Origin of the sequence: Afifella pfennigii DSM 17143 (genome assembly GCF_000688515.1) — a bacterium.
Lineage (GTDB): Bacteria > Pseudomonadota > Alphaproteobacteria > Rhizobiales > Afifellaceae > Afifella > Afifella pfennigii.
The window spans coordinates 68,426-90,746 of record NZ_JHZK01000001.1; the positions used below are offsets into that span (position 1 = coordinate 68,426).

25 protein-coding genes are annotated in these 22,321 nt (G+C 66.5%); 14 read left to right on the top strand and 11 right to left on the bottom strand.

The genetic code is table 11. From position 1 onward, the window contains the following. Nucleotides 1–13: 13 nt before the first annotated feature. The 6 genes from Q331_RS0100325 to Q331_RS0100350 all read left to right on the top strand — a co-directional run bounded on the left by Q331_RS0100325 (nt 14) and on the right by Q331_RS0100350 (nt 6,958). Nucleotides 14–1,504 carry a replicative DNA helicase gene (locus tag Q331_RS0100325; protein WP_026379018.1) on the top strand — a complete coding sequence of 497 codons (1,491 nt, stop codon included), beginning with the start codon at nt 14–16 and terminating at the stop codon, nt 1,502–1,504. A 61-nt stretch (nt 1,505–1,565) separates the two neighbouring features. Beyond that, entirely contained in the window at nt 1,566–2,675 is a 1,110-nt protein-coding gene (gene alr / locus Q331_RS0100330) for an alanine racemase (protein ID WP_026379019.1), read from the top strand. Beyond that, the gene (gene radA, locus Q331_RS0100335; RefSeq protein WP_026379020.1) at nt 2,675–4,048 is read left to right on the top strand and encodes a DNA repair protein RadA; all 1,374 of its coding nucleotides are present in this window, start codon (nt 2,675–2,677) and stop codon (nt 4,046–4,048) included. Before alr ends, radA begins: the two co-directional genes overlap by 1 nt. An 80-nt stretch (nt 4,049–4,128) precedes the next feature. Next, entirely contained in the window at nt 4,129–4,740 is a 612-nt protein-coding gene (locus Q331_RS0100340) for a CvpA family protein (RefSeq protein ID WP_026379021.1), read from the top strand. Nucleotides 4,741–4,742: 2 nt separating this feature from the next. After that, complete coding sequence (purF, locus tag Q331_RS0100345) at nt 4,743–6,212, top strand: amidophosphoribosyltransferase (RefSeq protein ID WP_051630234.1); 1,470 nt, start codon at nt 4,743–4,745, stop codon at nt 6,210–6,212. After that, a complete protein-coding gene (locus tag Q331_RS0100350; RefSeq protein WP_026379023.1) occupies nt 6,209–6,958 on the top strand; it encodes an SDR family NAD(P)-dependent oxidoreductase in 750 nt (249 codons plus the stop codon). Before purF ends, Q331_RS0100350 begins: the two co-directional genes overlap by 4 nt. Here Q331_RS0100350 and der read toward each other — a convergent pair. The 9 genes from der to Q331_RS23875 all read right to left on the bottom strand — a co-directional run bounded on the left by der (nt 6,935) and on the right by Q331_RS23875 (nt 14,258). Continuing rightward, nucleotides 6,935–8,362 carry a ribosome biogenesis GTPase Der gene (gene der, locus Q331_RS0100355; RefSeq protein ID WP_026379024.1) on the bottom strand — a complete coding sequence of 476 codons (1,428 nt, stop codon included), beginning with the start codon at nt 8,360–8,362 and terminating at the stop codon, nt 6,935–6,937. The two genes, Q331_RS0100350 and der, sit on opposite strands and share 24 nt — an antisense overlap. A gap of 11 nt (nt 8,363–8,373) precedes the next feature. Continuing rightward, nucleotides 8,374–9,693, bottom strand: a complete 1,320-nt coding sequence (locus Q331_RS0100360) for an outer membrane protein assembly factor BamB family protein (RefSeq protein WP_026379025.1) — start codon at nt 9,691–9,693, stop codon at nt 8,374–8,376. A 36-nt stretch (nt 9,694–9,729) separates the two neighbouring features. Further along, entirely contained in the window at nt 9,730–10,470 is a 741-nt protein-coding gene (locus Q331_RS0100365; protein ID WP_026379026.1) for a tetratricopeptide repeat protein, read from the bottom strand. 151 nt (nt 10,471–10,621) lie between these two features. Continuing rightward, nucleotides 10,622–11,449 carry a 3-methyl-2-oxobutanoate hydroxymethyltransferase gene (gene panB, locus Q331_RS0100370; RefSeq protein WP_026379027.1) on the bottom strand — a complete coding sequence of 276 codons (828 nt, stop codon included), beginning with the start codon at nt 11,447–11,449 and terminating at the stop codon, nt 10,622–10,624. A gap of 40 nt (nt 11,450–11,489) precedes the next feature. After that, entirely contained in the window at nt 11,490–12,065 is a 576-nt protein-coding gene (locus Q331_RS0100375; protein ID WP_026379028.1) for an NnrU family protein, read from the bottom strand. A gap of 99 nt (nt 12,066–12,164) precedes the next feature. Then, nucleotides 12,165–12,899: a sulfite exporter TauE/SafE family protein gene (locus Q331_RS0100380; RefSeq protein WP_026379029.1), complete on the bottom strand. Its 735-nt coding sequence runs from the start codon at nt 12,897–12,899 to the stop codon at nt 12,165–12,167. Between the two features lie 137 nt (nt 12,900–13,036). Then, nucleotides 13,037–13,435 (bottom strand): hypothetical protein, encoded by a 399-nt coding sequence (locus Q331_RS0100385; RefSeq protein WP_026379030.1) that lies wholly within the window; start codon nt 13,433–13,435, stop codon nt 13,037–13,039. 2 nt (nt 13,436–13,437) lie between these two features. Continuing rightward, nucleotides 13,438–13,830, bottom strand: a complete 393-nt coding sequence (locus Q331_RS0100390; RefSeq protein WP_026379031.1) for a helix-turn-helix domain-containing protein — start codon at nt 13,828–13,830, stop codon at nt 13,438–13,440. Continuing rightward, entirely contained in the window at nt 13,827–14,258 is a 432-nt protein-coding gene (locus tag Q331_RS23875) for a hypothetical protein (RefSeq protein WP_026379032.1), read from the bottom strand. Before Q331_RS23875 ends, Q331_RS0100390 begins: the two co-directional genes overlap by 4 nt. 266 nt (nt 14,259–14,524) lie before the next feature. Between Q331_RS23875 and Q331_RS0100400 the strand changes: the two genes are divergently transcribed. Further along, complete coding sequence (locus tag Q331_RS0100400) at nt 14,525–16,315, top strand: B12-binding domain-containing radical SAM protein (RefSeq protein ID WP_026379033.1); 1,791 nt, start codon at nt 14,525–14,527, stop codon at nt 16,313–16,315. Between the two features lie 155 nt (nt 16,316–16,470). Continuing rightward, nucleotides 16,471–16,959, top strand: coding sequence for a YciE/YciF ferroxidase family protein (locus Q331_RS0100405; RefSeq protein WP_026379034.1), 489 nt, complete (start codon nt 16,471–16,473; stop codon nt 16,957–16,959). Nucleotides 16,960–17,047: 88 nt separating this feature from the next. On the opposite strand, the gene Q331_RS19270 is transcribed toward Q331_RS0100405, so the two are convergent. After that, nucleotides 17,048–17,542, bottom strand: coding sequence for a class I SAM-dependent methyltransferase (locus Q331_RS19270; protein ID WP_034490548.1), 495 nt, complete (start codon nt 17,540–17,542; stop codon nt 17,048–17,050). Nucleotides 17,543–17,710: 168 nt separating this feature from the next. On the opposite strand from Q331_RS19270, the gene Q331_RS19275 reads away from it, so the two are divergent. Further along, nucleotides 17,711–18,088 carry a hypothetical protein gene (locus Q331_RS19275; RefSeq protein ID WP_034490549.1) on the top strand — a complete coding sequence of 126 codons (378 nt, stop codon included), beginning with the start codon at nt 17,711–17,713 and terminating at the stop codon, nt 18,086–18,088. A gap of 64 nt (nt 18,089–18,152) precedes the next feature. Further along, on the top strand, nt 18,153–18,410 hold the full coding sequence (locus Q331_RS0100420) for a hypothetical protein (RefSeq protein WP_156953217.1): 258 nt from the start codon (nt 18,153–18,155) through the stop codon (nt 18,408–18,410). A gap of 28 nt (nt 18,411–18,438) precedes the next feature. Here Q331_RS0100420 and Q331_RS0100425 read toward each other — a convergent pair whose 3' ends face one another. After that, on the bottom strand, nt 18,439–18,801 hold the full coding sequence (locus Q331_RS0100425; RefSeq protein WP_026379037.1) for a PH domain-containing protein: 363 nt from the start codon (nt 18,799–18,801) through the stop codon (nt 18,439–18,441). Nucleotides 18,802–18,976: 175 nt separating this feature from the next. Between Q331_RS0100425 and Q331_RS23625 the strand changes: the two genes are divergently transcribed. From Q331_RS23625 to Q331_RS0100440, 4 genes are all read left to right on the top strand, one after another. After that, nucleotides 18,977–19,246, top strand: coding sequence for a hypothetical protein (locus Q331_RS23625; protein ID WP_169738454.1), 270 nt, complete (start codon nt 18,977–18,979; stop codon nt 19,244–19,246). Continuing rightward, on the top strand, nt 19,231–19,758 hold the full coding sequence (locus tag Q331_RS22795; protein ID WP_084174520.1) for an EF-hand domain-containing protein: 528 nt from the start codon (nt 19,231–19,233) through the stop codon (nt 19,756–19,758). Before Q331_RS23625 ends, Q331_RS22795 begins: the two co-directional genes overlap by 16 nt. A 366-nt stretch (nt 19,759–20,124) precedes the next feature. Further along, nucleotides 20,125–21,846 carry a sensor histidine kinase gene (locus Q331_RS19285; RefSeq protein ID WP_051630237.1) on the top strand — a complete coding sequence of 574 codons (1,722 nt, stop codon included), beginning with the start codon at nt 20,125–20,127 and terminating at the stop codon, nt 21,844–21,846. Further along, nucleotides 21,843–22,244, top strand: coding sequence for a response regulator (locus tag Q331_RS0100440; protein ID WP_034490550.1), 402 nt, complete (start codon nt 21,843–21,845; stop codon nt 22,242–22,244). Before Q331_RS19285 ends, Q331_RS0100440 begins: the two co-directional genes overlap by 4 nt. Nucleotides 22,245–22,321 lie beyond the last annotated feature (77 nt).

Consider the following 22,321-nt stretch of genomic DNA (forward strand, 5'->3'; position numbering starts at 1 on the left):
GTCGAAAGCCCAGATGACAGCCGCCGCTGCCCGCCTACGCCCCGCCGATACCGCTCTTCCCCGCCAGGTGCCGCACAATGTGGAGGTGGAGCAGGCCCTGCTCGGCGCCATCCTCATCAACAACGAAGCCTTCTACAAAGTCTCCGATTTCCTGGAGCCGCCGCACTTCTTCGACCCGCTGCATCAGCGCATCTACGAGACGGCGAGCCAGCTCATCCGCCTCGGCAAGGTCGCCGATCCCAGGACCATCAAGAGCTTTCTGTCCGAGGAGCAGAAGGTCGGCGAGATCACCGTCGCCGAATACCTCGCCCGCCTCGCCTACGAGGCGGCCTCCATCATCAATGCCGGCGATTACGGCCGCACCATCTACGATCTGGCCATCCGCCGCTCGCTGATCACCATCGGCGAGGATATGGTTAACGTCGCCTACGAGGCGCCGGTCGACCTGACCCCGCGCGTGCAGATCGAGGATGCCGAGCGCGCCCTCTTCGAGCTCGCCGAGACCGGCCGCTACGACAGCGGCTTCCAGGGCTTTTCGGAGGCGCTGAAGACGGCGATCGACATGGCGGGCGCCGCCTATCAGCGCGACGGCCACCTTTCCGGCGTGGCCACCGGGCTCGACGACATGGACCGGCTGATGGGCGGCCTGCAGCCCTCCGACCTCATCATCCTCGCCGGCCGCCCGGGCATGGGCAAGACGGCGCTGGCCACCAACATCGCCTACAACATCGCGCGCGCCTGGCGTGGCGAGCAGCAGCATGACGGCACCATCAAGACCGTCGATGGCGGTATCGTCGGCTTCTTCTCCCTGGAAATGTCGGCCGAGCAGCTCGCCACCCGTATCATCGCCGAGCAATCGGGCGTGCCCTCCTCCGATATCCGTCGCGGCGCCATTCACGAGGATCAGTTCGACCGCATCGTCGTCGCCGCCCAGGAAATGCAGAAGATGCCGCTCTATATCGACCAGACCGGCGGCATCTCCATCGCGCAGCTTATGGCCCGGGCGCGGCGGCTGAAGCGCCAGCGCGGCCTCGACCTCATCGTCGTCGACTATCTGCAGCTTTTGTCCAGCTCCTCCCGCCGCTCCTCCGACAGCCGCGTGCAGGAGATCACCGAGATCACCACCAACATGAAAGCGCTGGCCAAGGAGCTGAACGTGCCGGTCCTGGCGCTCTCCCAGCTCTCGCGCCAGGTGGAGGCGCGCGACGACAAGCGCCCGCAACTCTCCGACCTGCGCGAATCCGGCTCCATCGAGCAGGACGCCGACGTCGTCATCTTCGTCTATCGCGAGGAATATTACCTGAAGAACAAGAAGCCGAAGGAAGGCACGGAGGAGTTCTTTAAGTGGCAGGCGGAGATGGAAGGCGCCGCCGGAAAGGCCGAGGTGATCATCGGCAAGCAGCGCCACGGCCCGACCGGCACGGTGGAGCTCGCCTTCGAGGCGGATGTCACCCGCTTCTCCTCGCTGGCGCGCGACGAGCGCACGCCCGTGCGCTATGATTGAGGCCGCCAGGCTGGATGCCGATCGGCTGGCCGGCGAGGACGGGGCAAACCAGGAAAACGCCGTGAGAGAGAAAGCCGCCGGGCTTCGTCTGACCATCGACCTTGCCGCGCTCGCCGGCAATTGGCGGCGCCTTGCAAGGCTCGCCGCGCAGGCCGAATGCGCCGCGGTCGTCAAGGCCGACGCCTATGGGATCGGCATTGCCGCCGCCGGTCCGGCCCTCGCCGCGGCCGGCGCGCGCACCTTCTTCGTCGCCCTGCCGGAAGAAGGCGTCGCGCTGCGCCGGGCGCTTGCCGAAAGCCCCGTGCCGCAGGCGCCGATCTATGTGCTCGGCGGCTTCTTCCACGAGGCCGCCGAACTCTACGCCGCCCATCGCCTCAGCCCTGTGCTTGGCCATCTCGGCGAAGTTGAGCGCTGGCGCCGATGGCAGGAGCGCGGCCAGGCGGCGCTGCATGTGGATACGGGCATGAACCGGCTCGGCCTGTCGCTCGAAGAGGCGGAAAATCTCGCCCGCTCCGGCGGACCCGGCGAGGGTGTCGACCTTCTCCTCAGCCATCTGGCCTGCGCCGACGAGCCCGCGCACGGCGCCAGCGAGGCGCAATTGCGGCGCTTTCTTGAGGCCAAGGCGCTCTTGCGCTTGCCCCGCGCCTCGCTCGCCAATTCCGCCGGCATCCATCTCAGCCCCACCTTCCATCAGGATCTGGTGCGCCCGGGCATCGCCCTTTACGGCGGCGCCTCGCATCCGCAGGCCGTCTCCGACCCGGTCGTCACCGCCGAAGCGCGCATTCTGCAGGTGCGCACGGTCCCGCGCGGCGACACGGTGGGCTATGGCGCGGTGGAAACCATGAAGCGCACCAGCCGCATCGCCATCCTGGCCGCCGGCTATGCCGACGGCTATCTGCGCGCCGCCGGCTCCTCTGACGCCGCCTCCGGCGCGCTGGTGTGCATTGAGGGACATCTCGCCCCGCTGGTCGGCCGCGTCTCCATGGACCTCATCGCCGTCGACGTCACCGATCTGCCGCAAGGCCTTGCCGCGCCCGGGCGCTGGGCCGAGCTCTTCGGGCCCAATATCGACATCAATGCCGTCGCCCGTCATGCCGGCACCATCGCCTATGAGCTTCTGACCGGCCTCTCGCGCCGCGCCTGCCGCCGCTATGTTGGACAGGAAGGCTGATGGCCAAGGCCAAGAGCCAGTTCGTCTGCGCCAATTGCGGCGCGGTCGCCTCGCGCTGGCAGGGGCGCTGCGATGCCTGCGGGGAATGGAACACGCTCCAGGAGGAGGGCCCCGCCCTTCCCGCCGCGACGGCGGCCGGCCGCGGCGTCGTGGTGTCGCTGCACGCCCTTTCCGGCAAGACGGAAAGCCCGCCCCGGCTTGAGAGCGGCATCGCCGAGCTCGACCGGGTGACCGGCGGCGGCTTCGTGCCGGCCTCCGCCCTTCTCGTCGGCGGCGATCCGGGCATCGGCAAGTCGACCCTTCTTCTGCAATCGGCCGCCGCCCTCGCCGCTTGCGGCCGGCGCGTCGTCTATGTCTCCGGCGAGGAGGCCGTCGATCAGGTGCGCCTTCGCGCCGAGCGCCTGGGCGTCGCCTCCGCACCGGTCGAGCTCGCCGCCGAGACGCATGTGGAGGATATCCTCGCCACGCTGAAGGCGGGCCCGCGGGTCGATATCGTCATCGTCGATTCGGTGCAGACGATGTGGACCGACCTTGCCGAGAGCGCGCCCGGCACGGTGACGCAGGTGCGCCTTGCCGCCCAGAACCTCATCCGCTTCGCCAAGGCGACGGGCGCCGTGGTCATCCTCGTCGGCCATGTCACCAAGGACGGGCAGATCGCCGGCCCGCGCGTGGTGGAGCACATGGTCGATGCCGTGCTTTATTTCGAGGGCGATGCCGGCCACCGCTTCCGTCTTCTGCGGGCGGTGAAGAACCGCTTCGGCCCCGCCGCCGAGATCGGCGTCTTTGAGATGACCGGCGACGGGCTGAAGGAAGTCGCCAATCCCTCCGACCTCTTCATCGGCGAGCGCGAGGCGCATAATCCCGGCACCGCCATTTTCGCCGGCATGGAAGGAACGCGGCCGTTATTGGTCGAAGTTCAGGCCCTGGTCTCCGCTTCCGGGCTCGCCACGCCGCGGCGCGCCGTCGTCGGCTGGGATCCGAGCCGGCTCGCCATGCTGCTCGCCGTGCTGGAGGCGCGCTGCGGCCTCGCTTTCGGCCCTTTTGATGTCTATCTCAACGTCGCGGGCGGCTTGCGGCTGGCCGAGCCGGCGGCCGACCTTGCCGTTGCGGCGGCGCTCATCTCCTCGCGCCTCGGGGTTGCGAGCCCGCCGGAGACCATCTATTTCGGCGAGGTCAGCCTGTCGGGCACAATCCGCGCCGTGCCGCAAGCGGCCGCGCGGCTGAAAGAGGCGGAGAAACTGGGCTTTCGCAAGGCTTTTCTGCCGGCAGCAGGCAGCGATGACGCAAAGACGGGGCTGGCTCTGGACAAGATCGCGAGCTTGACCGATATGGTGGCCGCCTTCGCCGCACGGGCCGAGGCGATTGCCGGCTAGGGCCTGAACGCGAGATGACAGAGTTGACCAAGAATGCATGAGCGCCACGCCGGCTGCGGCGCTTCAGGAGGCTGTCCTTCATGCCGATAACGCTTCTCGACGGCGTGCTCATCCTGGTCATGTTCATCTCGGCGATGCTCGCCATGATCCGCGGCTTCACCCGCGAGGTCTTCTCCATCGCCTCCTGGGTGATCGCGGCCATCGTCACCTACATGTTCTGGCAGGATGTGCTGCCCTTTACGCAAGGCTACGTCGACGATCGCACCATCGCCATGGTCGTCACCGTCGCCGGTATCTTCTTCCTCACCCTCATCGTCGTCTCCCTGGTGACGATGCGCATTTCCGACTTCATCCTCGATTCCAAGGCCGGGCCGCTCGACCGCACCTTCGGCTTTTTGTTCGGCGCCGCGCGCGGGCTGCTCCTCGTCGTCATCGCCGTGCTTTTCCTCAACTTCTTCATCTCTCCGGACAATCAGCCGGAGTGGATCGGCGAGGCGCGCTCCAAGCCCTGGCTCGACGCCATGGGCGAGGATTTGATGAACGTTCTGCCGGAGGACCCGGAGGCGGAAATCATCGAACGCTTCCGCCAGCTCGACGCCGAGCGTCAGGGCCAGCCGCAATCCTCTGGCGACGCCGCCGGTGGCTATGACGCCGACGACCAGAACGCCCTCAGCCGCCAGCTCTCGCAATAGCCATGCTCAATCTCTATACGCATCCCTTCGACGTGGCGGGCGCAGACGGCTTCCACGAGGAATGCGGCGTTTTCGGCATCTACGGCCACGCCGAGGCCGCCGCCCTGACCGCTCTCGGCCTGCACGCGCTGCAGCATCGCGGCCAGGAGGCCGCCGGCATCATCTCCTATGACGGACGCCAGTTCCATGTGGAGCGCCATATCGGCCTCGTCGGCGACAACTTCACCAAGCCCTCCGTCATTGGCCGGCTCGCCGGCGACAACGCCATCGGCCATAACCGCTATTCCACCACCGGCGCCCCGGTCCTGCGCAACGTCCAGCCGATGTTCGCCGAATTCGTCGGCGGCGGTTTCGCCGTTGCTCATAACGGCAACATCACCAATGCCCGCACCTTGCAGCGCGACCTGCAGAAGCGCGGCTCCATCTTCCAGTCGACCTCCGACACCGAGACCATCATCCATCTCATCGCCACCAGCCGCAGAGTGCCGCTGGTGGAGCGGCTGATCGAGGCGCTGTTGCAGATCGAGGGCGCCTATTCGCTGGTGGCGCTGTCGGAGAAGAAGATGATCGGCTGCCGCGATCCGCTCGGCGTGCGCCCGCTGCTTCTCGGCGATCTCGACGGCGCCCATGTGCTGGCCTCCGAGACCTGCGCCCTCGACATTATCGGCGCCCGCCTGGTACGCGAGGTGGAGCCCGGCGAGATGGTCGTCGTCACCGAGCACGGCATCGATTCCATCAAGCCCTTCCCACAGATGAAGCCGCGCTTCTGCATCTTCGAGCACGTCTATTTCGCCCGGCCCGATTCGGTCATCGCCGGCTCCTCCATCTACGAATCGCGCAAGCGCATCGGCCGCGAGCTCGCCCGCGAGGCGCCGGCCGATGCCGACCTCATCGTGCCGGTGCCCGACAGCGGCAATCCGGCGGCGATCGGCTTTGCGGAGGAGAGCGGCATTCCCTTCGAGCTCGGCATCATCCGCAACCATTATGTCGGTCGCACCTTCATCGAGCCCTCCGATTCCATCCGCCATATGGGCGTGAAGCTGAAGCACAACGCCAATTCCGCCATCCTCAAGGGCAAGCGCGTCGTGCTCGTCGACGATTCCATCGTGCGCGGCACGACCTCCTTGAAGATCGTGGAGATGGTGCGCGATGCCGGCGCCTCGGAGGTGCATATGCGCATCGCCAGTCCGCCCACCACCAACCCTTGCTTTTACGGCGTCGATACGCCGGAAAAGGCCAAGCTGCTTGCGTCGCGCATGACGATTGCGGAGATGACCGACTTCATCCGCGTCGACAGCCTCGCCTTTTTGTCGATCGACGGGCTCTACCGCGCCGTCGGCGAGGAAGGCCGCGACGCCCTGGCGCCCCAATATTGTGATGCCTGCTTTACTGGCGAGTACCCGACTGCCCTCACCGATCAGGAGCAGAAGGGCGGTGTGCGCCAGCTAAGCCTGCTTGTGGAGGCAGGATGACTTCTCAATCCCGGCCGCTGGAAGGCCGTATCGCCGTCGTCACCGGTGCCACGCGCGGCATCGGCTATTTCGCCGCCAAGGCGCTGGCGCAAGCCGGCGCCCATATCGTCGCCCTCGGTCGCACCCAAGGCGCGCTTGAGGAGCTCGACGACGAGATCCGCGGCCTTGGCGGCGCCGCCACGCTCGTGCCCCTCGACCTCAAGGACGGGCCGGGCATCGACCGGCTCGGCGCGGCCATTCACGAGCGCTGGGGAAAGCTCGACATCCTCCTCGCCAATGCCGGCATCCTGGGCACGCTTTCCCCGCTCGGCCATGTCAAGGCCAAGGACTGGGACGACGTGATGGCGGTCAACGTCACCGCCAATTGGCGCCTCCTGCGCACCCTCGACCCGCTGCTGAAAGCCTCCGACGCCGGCAAGGTCATCTTCCTGTCTTCCGGCGTCGCCCAAGATCTGAAGCCCTTCTGGGGCCCCTATGCCGTCTCCAAGGCGGCGCTGGAGGCGCTGGCGCGCACCTATGCCCACGAGACCGCTCGCACGCCGATCAGGGTCGTCATCGTCAATCCCGGCCCCATGCGCACGCAGATGCGCGCCAAGGCGATGCCGGGCGAGGATCCTGAGACGCTGCCGCATCCCTCGGAACTGGCGCCGAGCCTGGTGGAGCTCGCCTCGCCGGACTTCGACAAGAGCGACATCATCTTCGACTTCGCGACGAAGAAGTTCTTAAGCTTTCGCGCTGCGGCCTGAGCGCCCGCCCCGGCGTCCGCCGCTCGGCCCCTTGCCGCGGGCATCCGCGTAAGGGTTGGTGGCGGTGCGCGTCATCAGCCGTATCGGTACCCCTGAAAGCCCGAAATCCTCCCTGAGGCCGTTGACGAGATAGCGCTTATAGGCCTCCGGCAGCGCTTCCGGCCGCGAGCAGGAGAGAAAGAAGGTCGGCGGGCGCGTCTTCGACTGGGTGAGGTATTTCAGCTTCAGCCGCCGCCCGGAGACGGCCGGCGGGGGATGGCGCGAGACGAGATGGTCGAGCCAGCGGTTGAGCGCCGCCGTCGACACGCGTCGGTTCCAGATGCCGTAGACGGAAGCGAGCGCGTTCATCAGCTTGTCGAGGCCGGCGCCCGTCAGCGCCGAGATCGGAACCAGCGGCACGCCGCGCACCTGCACCAGCGTCTGGTTGAGATCGGCCTCCAGCTCCCTCCGCGCCGCTGCCGGATCGCGCACCTGGTCCCATTTGTTGAGCGCCAGCACCAGCGCCCTGCCCTCCTTGGCGACGAGATCGGCGATTTGCAGATCCTGCTTCTCGAACGGCATCGTCGCGTCGATGACGAGGATCACCACCTCCGCGAAGCGGATGGCCCGCAGCGCATCGCCGACGGAGAGCTTTTCCAGCTTGTCGACGACCTTCGCCCGGCGGCGCAGCCCCGCCGTGTCGATCAGCCGGAAGGGTTGACCGTCCCATTGCCAGTCGACGGCGATGGCGTCGCGCGTGATGCCGGCTTCCGGGCCGGTGAGCAGCCGCTCCTCGCCGATGAGCCGGTTGACTAGCGTCGATTTTCCCGCATTCGGCTGACCGACGATGGCCACCCGAATGGGCTTGGCAAGCTCCGGCGCGGTTTCCTCTTCGCCGGGCGCCTCCTCATCGGCGAGCGGTTCCGGCGCCTCCCCCAGCGCCCCCACGATCGCCTCGTAGAGATCGGGGATGCCGAGGCCATGCTCGGCGGAGATAGGCACCGCCTCGCCGAAGCCGAGCGCATAGGCTTCCAGAAGCCCGGCATCGGCGGCGCTGCCCTCCGCCTTGTTGGCGACCAGCACCACCGGCCGGCCGGCGGCGCGCACGAGGCGTGCGAAATGCTCGTCGTCGGGCGTCACGCCGGCGCGCGCGTCAATCATGAAAAGAGCGATGTCCGCCTCGGCCAGCGCCTGCTCCGTCTGCGCCCGCATGCGCCCCTGCAGGCTCTCGCTGGAAGCGTCCTCCAGCCCGGCCGTGTCGATGAGCACGATGTCGAGATCGCCGAGCTTGGCCGGCGCCTCGCGCCGGTCGCGCGTCACCCCCGGCCGGTCGTCGACGAGGGCAAGCTTCTGCCCCGCCAGCCGGTTGAACAGCGTCGATTTGCCGACATTCGGCCGGCCGATAAGGGCGAGCGTCACCGCCATGACGCGCCGGCCTATTGCAGGGCCGTCAGAGACCCGTCGGCGGTGACGATATAGAGCCGCCCGCCTGCCGCGATGGGGCTCTGAACGCCGCGATCTGGGATGGAGCGCTCGGCCGTGATCTGGCCGCTCGCCGGATCGACGCCGATAAGCTTCTTGTCGTTGGAAACCGCCCACAGCGTGCCGCCGGCCAGAACCGGCCCGACCCAGGTGGAGAAGAAGCGCTTCTTGCGCACCACCGGCATCGCCGTCTGCCAGAAGGGCTGCCCGGTCCGCCGGTCGAGCGCCACCATGTTGTCCTGCAAATCGACGAGGAAGATGGCGTTGCCGGAGACGACGGGCGTCGCCGCCGCGCCGATATTCTGCTCCCAGATGCGATCGCCGGTCCGCAGCGACACGGCGATGGTCCGGCCCGAGACGCCGGTCGCGTAGACGACGCCGTCATAGACGACGGGGCTCGCCGCCACGTCGGTAAGGCCGGAGACGGCCAGGGTACGCGTGGAGCGGATGACCGCGTCGGCCCATTGCAACTCACCCTTGTCGGCGTTGAACGCGATCACTTCGCCCGACGAATAGGGCACGATCACCGTATTGCCGACCACCGCCGGGCTGGCGCCGGAAAGCACGCCGGCATTCTCCGGAATGCCGGGATAGCTCCAGGCCTCCGTGCCGTCGGCGAGATTGACGGCATGCAGCACGTTGGTCTGCGTCACCACATAGGCCTTGCCGCCGGCCGCCGTCGGGGCCGAGCGTGCCGGCGCCCTCAGATCGTAGGTCCAGACGCGCCCGCCGGTCGCCGGATCGAGCGCCACCAATTCGCCATAGCCGGTGGCCGCGAGAATGACGTTGCCGGCCGAGGTCACTCCGCCGCCCGGCGAACGGCTCTTCTCGCCCTCCGGTTTCAGCGACACGGCCCAGGCCTTGCCGCCGCCGGTGGAGAGCGCCGTCACGGTAGCGTCGGCATCGTAGGCGAAGATGCGCCCGCCGGTGACGATGGGCGGCGCCGAAGCGCGCGCCACGCGCTTGCCCGACCCATAGACCCGGGCGCGGAAGGCCGTCGCCGAGGCATTGCCGGCCAGCGCCAGATGCCCCGGCGCATTGGCGGCGTTGCCGCCTGGCTGCGGCCAATCGCTGTTGCTCGCCGCCCCGATGGAGGGCGAGCCATCGGCGCGGTTGGCCTCGTCCACCACCAGGACGTCGTAGCGCTCGCCCGGAAGGATTTCCTCGCGCTCCGAGAACGGGTTGATCGCCCCGAGCGAGCTGCATCCCGAGACGAGGCCCGCCAGCGCCGCAAGGCTTGCCAGCCGAATCCAGATTGTCGTCTGCCTAGTCATCGCTCCGCCCGCTATCCTCGCCGGCTCCAAAGGGCCTTATTGCGTCATTTCTGTGTCGGGATCGTCGGAAGCCGCGCCTTCCGCCCCCGCTTCCGCCCCGGCGGACGGCCCGAGCTGACCATCGATCACGGCGAGCATCAGACCCGCCCGCTGGCTGAGGCTCCGCGGCGCCTGCGCATCCGTCTGGATGGAGATGAAGTGCTCGCGCGCGGCGGCAAGATCGCCGCGCGAATAGGCGACGACGCCGAGAATCTCGCGCGCCGAATAGCGCCAGGCATTGCCAGCCTCGCTAAGCGGCTCTGCCCTTTGCCCCGCGCCGTCAAGATCGCCGGTATCCAGCGCGATCAGCGCCGCGCGCACCTGTGCAAGGTCGCGCATCACCTGAGGCACCGACGCATCGTCGGCGATGGCGTCGAAGGCCGCCAGCGCGGCACCGCGATCCTCGCCCGCGGCCGCCAGCTCCGCTTGGCGCAGCCGCGCCAGCATGCCGTATCCGCTGCCTTCCGCGACCAGTTCGTCAAGCATCGCCCGGCCGTCCGACGCGCGGCCCGATTCGATCAAGGCGAGCGCCGAGAGATAGCGGTCGCCCGTCTCCGCCGCCTGCTTGCCCTGCCACCAGATATAGCCGCGATAGCCAGCGGTGACGGCGACGACCAGAACGCAGGCCAGGATGATGTAAATGCCGAAGCGGTCCCAAAGACCCTTCAACTGCTCGCGGCGGAGCTCCTCATCCACCTCGCGGATGAAGTGGTCGGAGGTGCGGTCGTCGTGGGTCATCGCCTCGTTACGTTCGTCTTGTGTGGCGCCATGGGAGCGCGCCGCCCGGGGAAACGCCGTCTCGGGAAAGCGCGCCGGAACCTATCCACTTTGCCCTGCCTGCGCAATGTCCGCCACCGCTCAGGCCGCCGCAGATGGCAGAGCCGCAGCCTCAGGCCTTGGCGACCTTCTCGCCGTAGACATGATCGGGGCCGGGAAAGCTCTCATCGCGGACCGCCTCCGCATAGGCCGTCACGGCCTCCTCGATATGCTCGCGCAGGGAGCCGAATTTCTGCACGAATTTCGGCACCCATTCGTTGAGGCCGAGCATGTCCTCCAGCACGAGCACCTGACCGTCGCAGGCTGACGAGGCGCCGATGCCGATGGTCACCGTCGGCACCGCCTCGGTGATCCGCCTTGCCACCGGCTCCACGATACCTTCCATGACGATGGCGAAGGCGCCGGCCTTGGAGATCGCCACCGCGTCCTCCTCCAGTTCCTTCTGGGCCGCCTCGCTGCGCCCCTGGACGCGGAAGCCGCCCATCGTGTTGATCGATTGCGGCGTCAGGCCGACATGGCCCATCACCGGCACGCCGCGCCGGGTCAGGAAGGCGACCGTCTCCGCCATGTGCTTGCCGCCCTCCAGCTTGACCGCGCCGGCGCCCGTCTCCTTGAGGATGCGGGCGGCGTTGCGGAAGGCCTGTTCGGGGCACTCCTCGTAGGAGCCGAAGGGCATATCGACGACGACCAGCGCCCGCTTGGAGCCGCGCATCACCGCCATGCCCTGCAAGATCATCATGTCGAGCGTGACCGGAATGGTGTTTTCCAGCCCGTGCATGACGTTGCCGAGCGAATCGCCGACCAGGATGAAGTCGACGTAAGGGTCGACGATGCTCGCCGTATGGGCGTGATAGGCCGTCAGGGAGACGATCTTCTCGCCGCCTTTTCGGCTGGCGATATCGACCGCCGTCAGACGGCGCAAAGGCTTGTGTTGGGACACGCGAACTTCCTCCCTTCGGTTAGCGCCACTCCGACCCCGCTCAACCGAGCGGGGCGACGCCGATCAGCCATTGATGCAGGAAGAGGATGAAGGCGAGCCAGATGGCGAGCCCCACACCCATGCGGATGAGCTCCGGCCGCCATGGCCCCGCCATGTAGGTGACGCCCTGGCGCTTGTCGCGTCGGCGCGCCGCCGCGTAATCCGCCACCGCCCAGACCAGGAAGGAGCCGAAAAGGATGATATCGGCGAGCGTGCCGTTGGAGATGAGATGCGCGAAGGCCCAGACCTTGACGCCCAGGATCATCGGATGGCCGACGGCGGCGCGCACCGGGCCCTTGGAGCCGTTGAGCGCCACAAGGGCGAAGGCGGCGCCGTTGAGGAGCAGCGCCAGATGCCTGGTCCAGATCGGCGGCTCCCAGATCGGGATGGGCGCCTCGCGCGCCAGCCCGTAGCCCCAGACGATGAGCACGAAGCCGAGAATGGAGACGATCGAGTAGATGCCTTTCCACACCCCCGCGCCGCGCTCGGCGATGAGGCGATCGCGCAGCCCCTCGTTCCAGATCCGCACCGAATGTGCGCCGAGAAACAGGATCAGACCGAGGATGAGAACGAGCATGCGAGTAAAGCCTCCGATGCTTCAGCGCGGCGTGTAAGAGCGGCTTTTGGCTAGCCCGAATCCCCGACGCGAACAAGGGATGCGATGCGGCGCCGCGCCTCAGCCCGCCACCAGAAGCGTGATGCCCGACAATCCCAGAAGGACGAGCACCAGGCGATGAAAGCGCCGATCGCTGAGCCGGCGATAGAGCATCGCGCCGAGCCAGGCGCCGAGCGCCGTTCCCGGAAGCGCCAGAAGCGTCAGCGCGAAAAGCCCGTCCCTGGGAAGGCCTGACAGAAGATGCCAGGCGACGACGGCGCCGAGGATGACAAGATTGAAGACCTGGAAGACGCTGCGCCGCTCGTCCTTCGGCCAGCCGCGCAAGGTCGCCCAGACGGTCGGCAGCGGCGCCGACAATCCGGCAACTCCCCCCATGATGCCGCCGGCGAAGCCGACGGCGCTGTCGGCGAGGCGCCCGCCCCAGCTGAGGCTGGCACGCACCCCGCCGAAAAGCATGAAGGCGGAGAAGGCGATGAGGAACAGCCCGACGCCGAGCCGGAAATGCTCGATGTCGAGCCGCAAGAGAAGCATCGTGCCGACCGGCACGCCGACAAGGCCGGCGGCGACCATCGGCCAGATGCGGTGCCGGTCGACGGCGTGCCAGATCGCCGGCATGGTCTGCGCCTGCGCCGCTACCGAGCAGATCGCCACCAGCGTCGCCGCCGGGGCCGGCTCCATCACATGCAGCCAGAAGCCGAGAGCGACCAGCCCGGTGCCGAAGCCGGCAAGCCCGGTGACGAAGCCGCCGGCAAGCGCGCCGGCCGCCACCACCATGATTTCGGCGATGCTCAGCATGGGAGCGGCCGCTCGTCGGCATCTCGCATCGCCACGCGGCAGCCGCGACAGGTCTTTGAGAACGAAGGAAACGACATCGGGAACGAACTGAAAGGCGGCGGGGTCGCCGCGCGCGGACGCGCCCGGCGCCTGCGAGCTTAGACCTCCGCCACCGCCCCCTGGAAGATGCGCTTGGAAAGAACCACCGTCTTTCGATAGCCGGGGCGCCTTGCCACCAGTTCCAGGCGCGCTTCCTTCTCCACGTTCACCTGCATGGAGGAAACCAGGATCGGCGTCGGCAGGCCCGCCTTGTGGTTCGTCACGCCGACCTCGATCGTGGCGAGCCTTTGCTCGCCCAGAACGACGTCGAGCGACAGCTCGATGGTCTCCTCGCTTTGCGGAACGAACTCCGCATAGATGCCGAACTGCAACCGCGCGGGAAAGCTGCGGACCACCACGTCGCCCGAATAGATGTTGACGAGGGTATGCTTCTTGCGGTCGCCGCGCGCGGCGTATTCGCAAAGGATGGCGTTGGCGAATTTGAGGGCCCTGGCCAAGGTCAGCCCGCCATCCGCACGTGAAGGTCGGGCAGATTGACCTCCGTATCGTTCGCCAGCGGGTCTTTCTCCACCGAGACCGCGTCCCCTTCCCGCAACGGCATGGCGACGGCATGACAGCGATTGGACTTCGCCCGCGCCGCGAAGGGCACGACGTCATAATCCATCTCAGCGTCGATGGCGAAAAGGAGATCGCTGACGGTATCGAGCGTCCAGTTCGACGGGCCGGAGAGCCAGCGGCTGATCTGCGAGGGCTTGCGCCCGATCTTCTCGGCGAGTTCCTTGCGCGTCAGGTCTTTCTCCGCGCAGGCCTCTTCCAGCGCCTTGATCACCGCCTCGTAGACCCGGTTTCTGTTGCGTGCGGCGAACAACGCCGCCTCGTAGCGATAGCTCATGATGGCACTGCGATCCTCTGGCGTGCATTGTCGGTGATGTAGCGCTCGTAGCGGAAATGCGGCGCGTCGGTGAAGGGCGCTGAAGGCAGGCCGGCCTCGGCCCAGATTTCCTCGCATACGAGCTTTTCCTGCTCGAACCGGGCCGACCACATTCCCCCCAGTTCGTCCCGGCGCACCACATGCGTGCCGACGAAGACATCCGGCATCGCGAAGCGCCCGAAGACCCTGAGCGAGGGCCGAGGCTTGCGGCTGCGCAGCTCCCAATGCTCGAATTTCGCCGGCTTCAGCTGCTTCAGAAGGTCCTCCGTCACATAGCCGCCCTCGACGAAATGGCCGATATCGGCCTCCAGCATCGCCCAGCGCTTGCGCTCGCGGTCCTCAGAGCCGGCGCGCCCGGTTTCGATCGCCTTCGTCAAGGGCTGGCACATCAAGAACACCCTCGGCTCGCCTGCCCAGGGAGCGACAGGCCGCGCGGCCTTCAGCCGGCCTTCCAGCCTTGCGCACCTGATAGCATCTAGAATTGACATATAAGTTAACCGCGCGCGAGCGGCAAGAGCGCCCCCCGACGCATCTTCTAGTCGAGTTCGGCGGTCCCTGCCACGCGCCGCCAGCGCGCACCTTTCGGCCTCGTCTTTCGGCAAAGGTTACTTTGGTTTAGAAGGGGCGCCTCGCCGACAAGAGGGGTCCGAACGACATGGCGGCGCTAGAAAGCATCTTCCATTTCGTCATGATCAAGCCGACGCACTACGATGACGACGGCTACCCGATCCAATGGGTGCGCTCCGCCATCCCGTCCAACACGCTCGCCTGCCTCAACGGGCTTGCCGAGGATTGCCGCCGCCGCGAGGTGCTGGGCACAGGCGTCGATATCCGCCTTGATACCTATGACGAGACCAACCGGCGCGTCTTTCCCGAAAAGATCATCCGCCAGTTGCAGGCCGAGGGCGGCAAGGCGCTGATCGGCCTTGTCGGCGTGCAGTCGAACCAGTTCCCGCGCGCCGTCGACATCGCGCGCAAGTTCCGCGCCGCCGATATCCCCGTCGTCATCGGCGGCTTCCATGTCTCCGGCTGCCTCGCCATGCTGCCGGAACTGCCGTCGGAGATCCGCGAAGCCATGGATCTCGGCATCTCCATCTTCGCCGGCGAGGCGGAGGAGAACCGGCTCGATATCGTCTTCAAGGATGCCTGGAACGGCGCCCTGAAGCCGCTCTACAACTACATGGACGACCTGCCGGACATCTCCAACGCCCCCTCGCCCATCCTGCCCAGGAAGCATCTGAAGCACACGGCGGGCTCGCACTCCTCCTTCGATCTCGGCCGCGGCTGTCCCTTCCAGTGCTCCTTCTGCACCATCATCAACGTGCAGGGCAGGAAGTCGCGCTTTCGCACCGCCGACGACCTGGAGACGATCATCCGCGAGAACGTCGCCCAGGGCATCGACCGCTTCTTCATCACCGACGACAATTTCGCCCGCAACCGCCACTGGGAGAGCTTCTTCGACCGGCTCATCGCCCTGCGTGAGGGCGAGGGCCTCGACATCAAATTCGCCATCCAGGTCGACACGCTCTGCCACAAGATCGAGAACTTCATCGAGAAGGCGGTAAGAGCCGGCGCCACGCGCGTCTTCATCGGCCTGGAGAACATCAATCCGGACAATCTGATGGCTGCCAAGAAGCGGCAGAACAAGATCACCGAATACCGCAAGATGCTGCAGAAGTGGCGCGAACACGGCGCCACCACCTATGCCGGCTATATCCTCGGCTTTCCCGGCGATACGCGCCAATCCATCCTGCGCGACATTGAGATCATCAAGCGCGAACTGCCGCTGGAGCTGCTGGAGTTCTTCAACTTGACGCCGCTTCCCGGCTCGGAGGACCACAAAAACATGCTCGCCAAGGGCGAGTGGATGGACCCCGATCTGAACAAATACGACCTCGACCACCGCGTCACCCACCATCCGAAGATGAGCGACGGCGAATGGGACAAGGTCTACAAGGAGGCCTGGGACAGCTATTATTCGCGCGACCACCTGAAGACGATCATCCGCCGCGCCGCCGCCCATAGGCGCGGGCGGCCGGGCAACAAGCTTTTCCTCATCGTCTGGTTCTACCTGACGGTGAAAGTGGAAGGCGTGCATCCGCTGGAAGGCGGCTTCTTCCGCGTCAAGCATCGGCTCGATCGCCGCTCCGGCCTGCCGATCGAAAGCCCCTTCGTCTTCTATCCGCGCTTCGTCGCCGAAACGGTGGTCAAGCACCTGCGCTACGCCGTCAACATCGCCTCCTATTACCGCATCTACCGCGAGGTGAAACGCGACCCCGACCGGCGGCTCTACTCCGACCGGGCCATCGAGCCGGATATGGACGAGACGCTCGCCGATCTGGAGATGATCCGCGACACCAGAGGCGGCGAGGAATGGCTCGCCCAGAACCGGCGCAACCGCGAACTGGTGGAAAAGGCGCGCAGCACGCCGGCGACCGCGGCCTGACGAAAAGCTTCGCGGGCCTTTCCGCCGGCCTGCCCTTGCAGCCGCCCCTCCCCCTCGCCGGCTAAACGAAAAGCCATGCTTCGCTCGGAACGCAAGGCCCCTTCATTCGGTTGTGACGGAGAATGCATCCGAACCGAAGAGAAGGGAGAAAGAGCATGGCTATCAAGAGCTTACAGGACCTTTTTGTGCACACGCTGAAGGACGTCTACTTCGCCGAGAGACAGATCGTGAAGGCCCTGCCATCGATGGCCGAGAAGGCCTCCGACAGCGAGTTGAAGAAGCTGTTCCAGACGCATCTTGAAGAGACCAAGGGCCAGGTCGACCGGCTGGAAGCCGTCTTCGGTCTCGTCAACGAGCGCCCGGAAGGCGAGAAATGCCCGGCGATCGAGGGCATCATCGCGGAGACTGAGGAGCTGATGTCCGAGATCGACGACGCCGATACCCGCGATGCCGCCATGGCCGCCGCGGCGCAGGCGGTGGAGCATTACGAGATCGCCCGCTACGGCACGCTCGTCGCCTGGGCAGAGCTTCTCGGCCACAAGGACGCCGCCAAGAAGCTGGCCGAAACGCTGGAAGAGGAAAAGAGCGCCGACGCCAAGCTGACGCGCGCCGGCCAGAGGAAGCTCAACCAGCAGGCGGCGTAAATCGGAGCCTGGCTTTCCTCCGGCTCCCCGCGCCGGAGAAGGCCGGCGAGAGCTGCGGCGGGCGCCGCAGCTCTCTTTCCTGACGGCCTCAACCCTTCATACGGCGATAGACGAGATGCGGCGAAGCCGGCGCGCCCGACGGCCGCTCGATCGTCGTGAAGCCGGGGAGCTGCAGCGGCCTGTCGGTGACGACATAGCCGCCTTCCGCCGCCCAATCGGCGACCAGCGGCGACAGCCATTCGCGCGTGGCCAGATCGGCGGTCGGGTCGCCCGAGCCCATATCGACATGGATGAGGACCGGCTTGGCGGCGATACGCGGGTGGCACAGGCGCAGCGTGTCGCGCATATCGCCGACCACCATATGCGCCGCGTCGGGAATGCAGCCGGCATGGGCGCGGATCGCCTGATCGAAAGCGAAGATCTCGCGCTCCGGAAAAATCTGCCTCAGGTGATCGTAGGTGCGCCCGTTGCCGAGCCCGAGCTCGAAGACCGGCCCCGGCGTCTTGCCGATGAGGTCGGCGACGTGCTCCAGCAGCGTCTTCTGGGCGATCAGGCGGTTGATGGCGGCTTCCAGACGGCTCACGGGGGCGGCTCCTCATTGCGACGGCCCCCCTCTCGCACGGCGCCGGCGGATTCGCCAAGCCGACAACTCCATGACGGCTCGCCGCGGGCAGGAACCTCGCCCCGCTTTGCACCATTGGCCAAGCGAGGGCCGACACGCCAGGCCGACACGCCAGAAGGATCGATCACCATGCGCGCCTTTCACATTCCTTCCGTCGGGGACATCCACCACCCGGAAGCCTTCGTCACCGGCGTTTTGCGCAATTTCACCGCCGCCGCGCAGATGCTCGGCGCCGCCATCGACACGCTTCAGCTACGCCTTGCCCATGAAGGCCACGGCCTCGATCCGAGCTACCAGATCGGCACCGCCGACGGTGTCGACGCCGTTGCCTTTTCCGGCACGACGCATGAGCCGCTCTTCGACGACGTCACCGGCCACATCGCCGAGGACAGACTTTCAGACGCAACCTACACGGCCGAGCATGTGCGCGCCTGGCTCGATCAGATACGCGGCGGCGGGCCGGGCGACGCGCTTTCGCCCGGCATGCGCGGCGAGACGAGCTACTGAGGCGGTCCCCGCCCGTGCCGGGTGAGGAATGGAAGGAGGTGGCGGCCAAAACGCGCCCCAATACGTGCCGATGAACCTTCTCGGCCCGCTGGCGCACACATGGAAAGCACGTGAAAGCAGCTTCCAGGAGAGCGCCATAACCACCTCGACCGCCCTCGCCATCGCCATTGAGGCAAGCCGAACCCGCCACCGGCTGGCCGCGCGTCGCCACGGCCTTGCCATGTCGCCGGCCGTGCCGCGCTCGACGCTGCTGCTCTTTGCCGTATCCCGTTTGCGGCCGGCACCGGAGCGCGCCCTGCCCCGCGTCGCCGGCGGTCTTTGAAGCCTTTTTCGCTCTGGGTCCATCGAGGCTAGAGGAGCTCGCGCAGCCGCGCGGGATCGGGCAGCCCATGCACGACGATCTCCGGCTCGTCGCCCGCCGAGTAGATCGTCACCTTCGCCGCCCCGAAGATGCGATCGAAGAGGGATTGGTCGATGCTGACGGAGCGAATGGAGCTTCGGCGCAATTCGCGCACCGCCTTGGAGAAGAGGCCGACGCGGTACTGCACCTCCTCGTCGGTGATCGTGAGTACCTCGGTGCGCGTCTTCACCCACCATAGGAGAAGCGCGATCAGCCCGACGCCTACGGGAATGGTGACCACGCAGACGAGGAAAAGCAGCGGGCTCGATCGGAACATGGAAGGGTGGGCGCGATAAAGCGGCGCAGCTGACATCGGCATTCTCCGAAAGACATCGCGATTGGCCCCAGAACGGCGCGAATCGACAGGCGTTCCTTGGCCTGCGCCTTATGACGCAGCACCCGCGCATTACCAAACCGTCACTGGAGCCCCATCTGTGGAGAGGCGTAAGGAACCTCCGTGGCTTCTCATCATCGCCAAGGTGATCCTGGTGCTGTTCGACCTGTTCGACCTTGGCGCATCGAAGCTCCGGACCGCCCGGCCGGAACGCAGCGCATGCTGCTCCTGGCCGGATGAGACACAAAGAAGAGACCAACCCGGCATGGGCATGGTCCACAACCGAGCAATGATTGGATTCCAAGCATTTCTGGGGAGAGTAACGAGACTGCGCGTCGATGCATTTGGCGGGCGTCAACTCCGCAAATCGCTGGAGTTGAGCAATCCCAAGCGGGGCAAGTTCATCGAATGGAGATCGACATGAAAACATCTGTTTCGAAACTGCGTATGGCTGGCACGGCGGCTGTGACCGCGCTTGCCCTTGCGCTCAGCGTCGCTGGAGCGGCCGCGCAGCAGGGTCAGGGCCAAGGTCAGGGCCAGGGCCAGGGCCAGGGACGCGGCATGGGCATGGGCATGGGCGGAGGCCAAGGCGCCATGCAGCGCATGCAGGATCTGGACACCGATGGCGACGGCGTGCTGTCGCCGGCCGAGGCGTCGGCCTGGCACGAAATGGCCTTCGCGGCCATGGACGGCGACGGCGACGGCACTTTGACCAAGGCGGAGTTCATGTCCGTCAGCTTCGGTCCTGGCGGCGGCACCGGCCCGCGTGCGGGCACCCGCAAGGAAGCCCGGTTCGCCGATGCCGACCAGAACAATGACGGTGTTATCACGCTTCAGGAATTTACCAGTTCCGGCAATGCGCGCTTCACCGCCGCCGATTTCAACAAGGACGGCCGCGTCACCGTGCAGGAATTCTGGGCGAGCCACGCCCGTTGAGGATTCCGACGCCAAGCGACGGATGATGCCAAGACCCCGCTTCCGGCGGGGTCTTTTGTTTTGAGCGCCCTCCTGCCTCCAGTGGCTCTTCGCGCCGCATACCGGCCTCCGCTGACGCGCATTAACCAACTGTTAAATATGAAGTTCTACTTCTGTTAACGGTTTTCTTCGATCGCAGCGGAAGAAAAGTGCGGTCCAATACATTCAGTCTCGTAGAGAGAGGAACTTCTGCCGCCAAAGGCAGATCGGCCGGCGGCCGGCGCCAGTGCAGCCTTCGTGGTGTCTTGGGCCGGGCTCGCCGGCGGAAAACAACGCGCAGCCTGCATCCGGCAGGCGCCGCCCGGCAGGTGAAAAGGGTGGACGTCCGTGAGCGGTAAACAAGCACGCCTCATCACGCTCGCCCTGATTGCCGCCACGCTCGGCCTCTTCGCCGCCACGGGCATGCTCTATCTGGCCCAGAACGCACAGCGCCAGCTTCTCGGCACGGCGCTCCGTACCGCCGGCTGGGCCGCCTATCAGGCGCAGCTCGAATACGTCAGAACCGCGGCCGCGCTTGATCTGGCGGCCACGGACCCCTCGCGGGCGATGCTCGATGAGGTGATGCTGCGCCTGGAGGCCCTCAATTCGCGCCTGCCGATCCTTCATGCCTCGCAGGACCGCGAAAACCTGCCGGGAATGGCGCAGTTCACGCCGCGTCTCACGGCCTATGAGGAGCGCATCCAATCCTGGCTGGACCGGCTTCAGGCGGGCCTTACCGCCGATGCGGCCTCCCCGCTGCTGGCCGATTGGCGCCAGGAGCTCGCCCCGCTTCGCGGCGATCTGCAAGAGCTGTTGGAGCTCTCCCTCGCAAGCGAAGAGGCGGCCCTTGCGCGCGATGGCGAGCTCGCCGGCAACGTGGCCACCTTGCCGCTCGTGCTGATGTTTCTGTGCGGCGGCGGGCTGTTCGTTCTCCTCGGCGTTCAGGCGCGTCACTTTCGCCGCCGCCTCGACGACATGCTGGAGGCGCAAGAGGCGCAGCGGGCGAGCGAGACCAGCTTCCGCGCGGTGATCGAATCGATGCCGACGATCATCGTGATTTACGATCCGGCAACGCGCCGGCTCAGCTTCGTCAACCACGCCGCCGCCGATCTGGTCGATGCCGATACCAAGCATCCGGGCTGGCAGCATCTCATCTCCGCCGCCATCGGCAACGCCAGGACGGTGCCGGGCGACAGCGCGGTGGCCATGAACATCGCCTTTGCCCGTCCGAACGGCGAGTTCTCCTCCTTGCGCGGCTCCGCCTACGACGTGATGTGGGAGGGGCGCCGCCAGCGTCTTCTGGCGCTCGCCGACAACACCAAGATCCGCGATGCGGAGCTACAGGTGATGCAGGCCGCCAAGCTCGCCACCCTCGGAGAGATGGCCACGGCCATCGCCCACGAAGCCAACCAGCCCCTGGCCGTCATCCGCATGGCCGTCGCCAACGCCAAGCGCCTTTACGAAAAGGGCGAGGTCGGAGAGGCGCTCAGCGCCAAACTGACGCGCATCGCCGACCAGGTGGAGCGCGTCAAGCGCATCACCGATCAGGTGCGCCGCTACGGACGCCTCGGCTCCCGGCTTCAGGAGCCTTTTGCCGTCAAGGAATCGATCAGCCTCGCGGTCAGCTTCGTCGCCGAGCAGTACAGAGCAGCCGGCATCCACCTGGAGGTCGATGTCGATTTGCCCGTGGAGCTCAGCGTCTGCGGCGAGCAGACAATGTTTGAACAAGTTATCGTCAATCTTTTGGTCAATGCTCGCGATGCGTGTGAGAGTGGCGGAGGCACCGATCCTGCCGTCTCCGTGCGCAGCCTGGTGAGAGGAGACTGCGTGGAAATCAGCATCGAAGACAATGCCGGCGGCATCCCCGCGCATATGATGCAGCGCATCTTTGAACCTTTCGCCACAACCAAGCCCGCGGGCAAGGGAACCGGCCTTGGGCTCTCCGTCTCGCGCAACATCGTGCGCGACATGAACGGTGATATTTCCGCACAGAACATCCGCGCCGGTGCGCGCTTCACCGTCACGCTGCCGCTCGCCCTGGCGCAGATCGACATCGGGGAAGCCGCTTGAGCCATGACGCCTCGATCATTGTCTGCGATGACGAGATCGACCTTGCCCATGAGATCGGCGAATTCTTCCAGGGGCACGATTGGCGGGTCCTCGTCTGCGGCACCGCCGAGGCGGCCAGAAAGGCGCTGCTCGCCGGCTTTGCGCCGCAATGCCTGTTGACCGATCTGAGGCTGAACGAAGCGAGCGGCGCCGATCTCATCAGCTTCGCGCGCCAGCTGCCGCCCTATTTGCGGCCGAGGATCTTCGCCCTCATCACGGGCCACGCAGCCGACCCGGAAGTGGCCAGCCTTGGTGCCGATCTCATCTTCTTCAAGCCGGCGGACCCGTTCGACATTCTCTCCGATCTGGAACGCCTGACGCGAGAGCCCGGAACGACCTCCGAATTGCCGCCGGCATGAGCCGCCGCCGCCTGCCGTAGCGATCGCCCAAAGGTGCGATCAAGAGCCGCGTCGGTGGATCGGCTTGGCACGAAGAC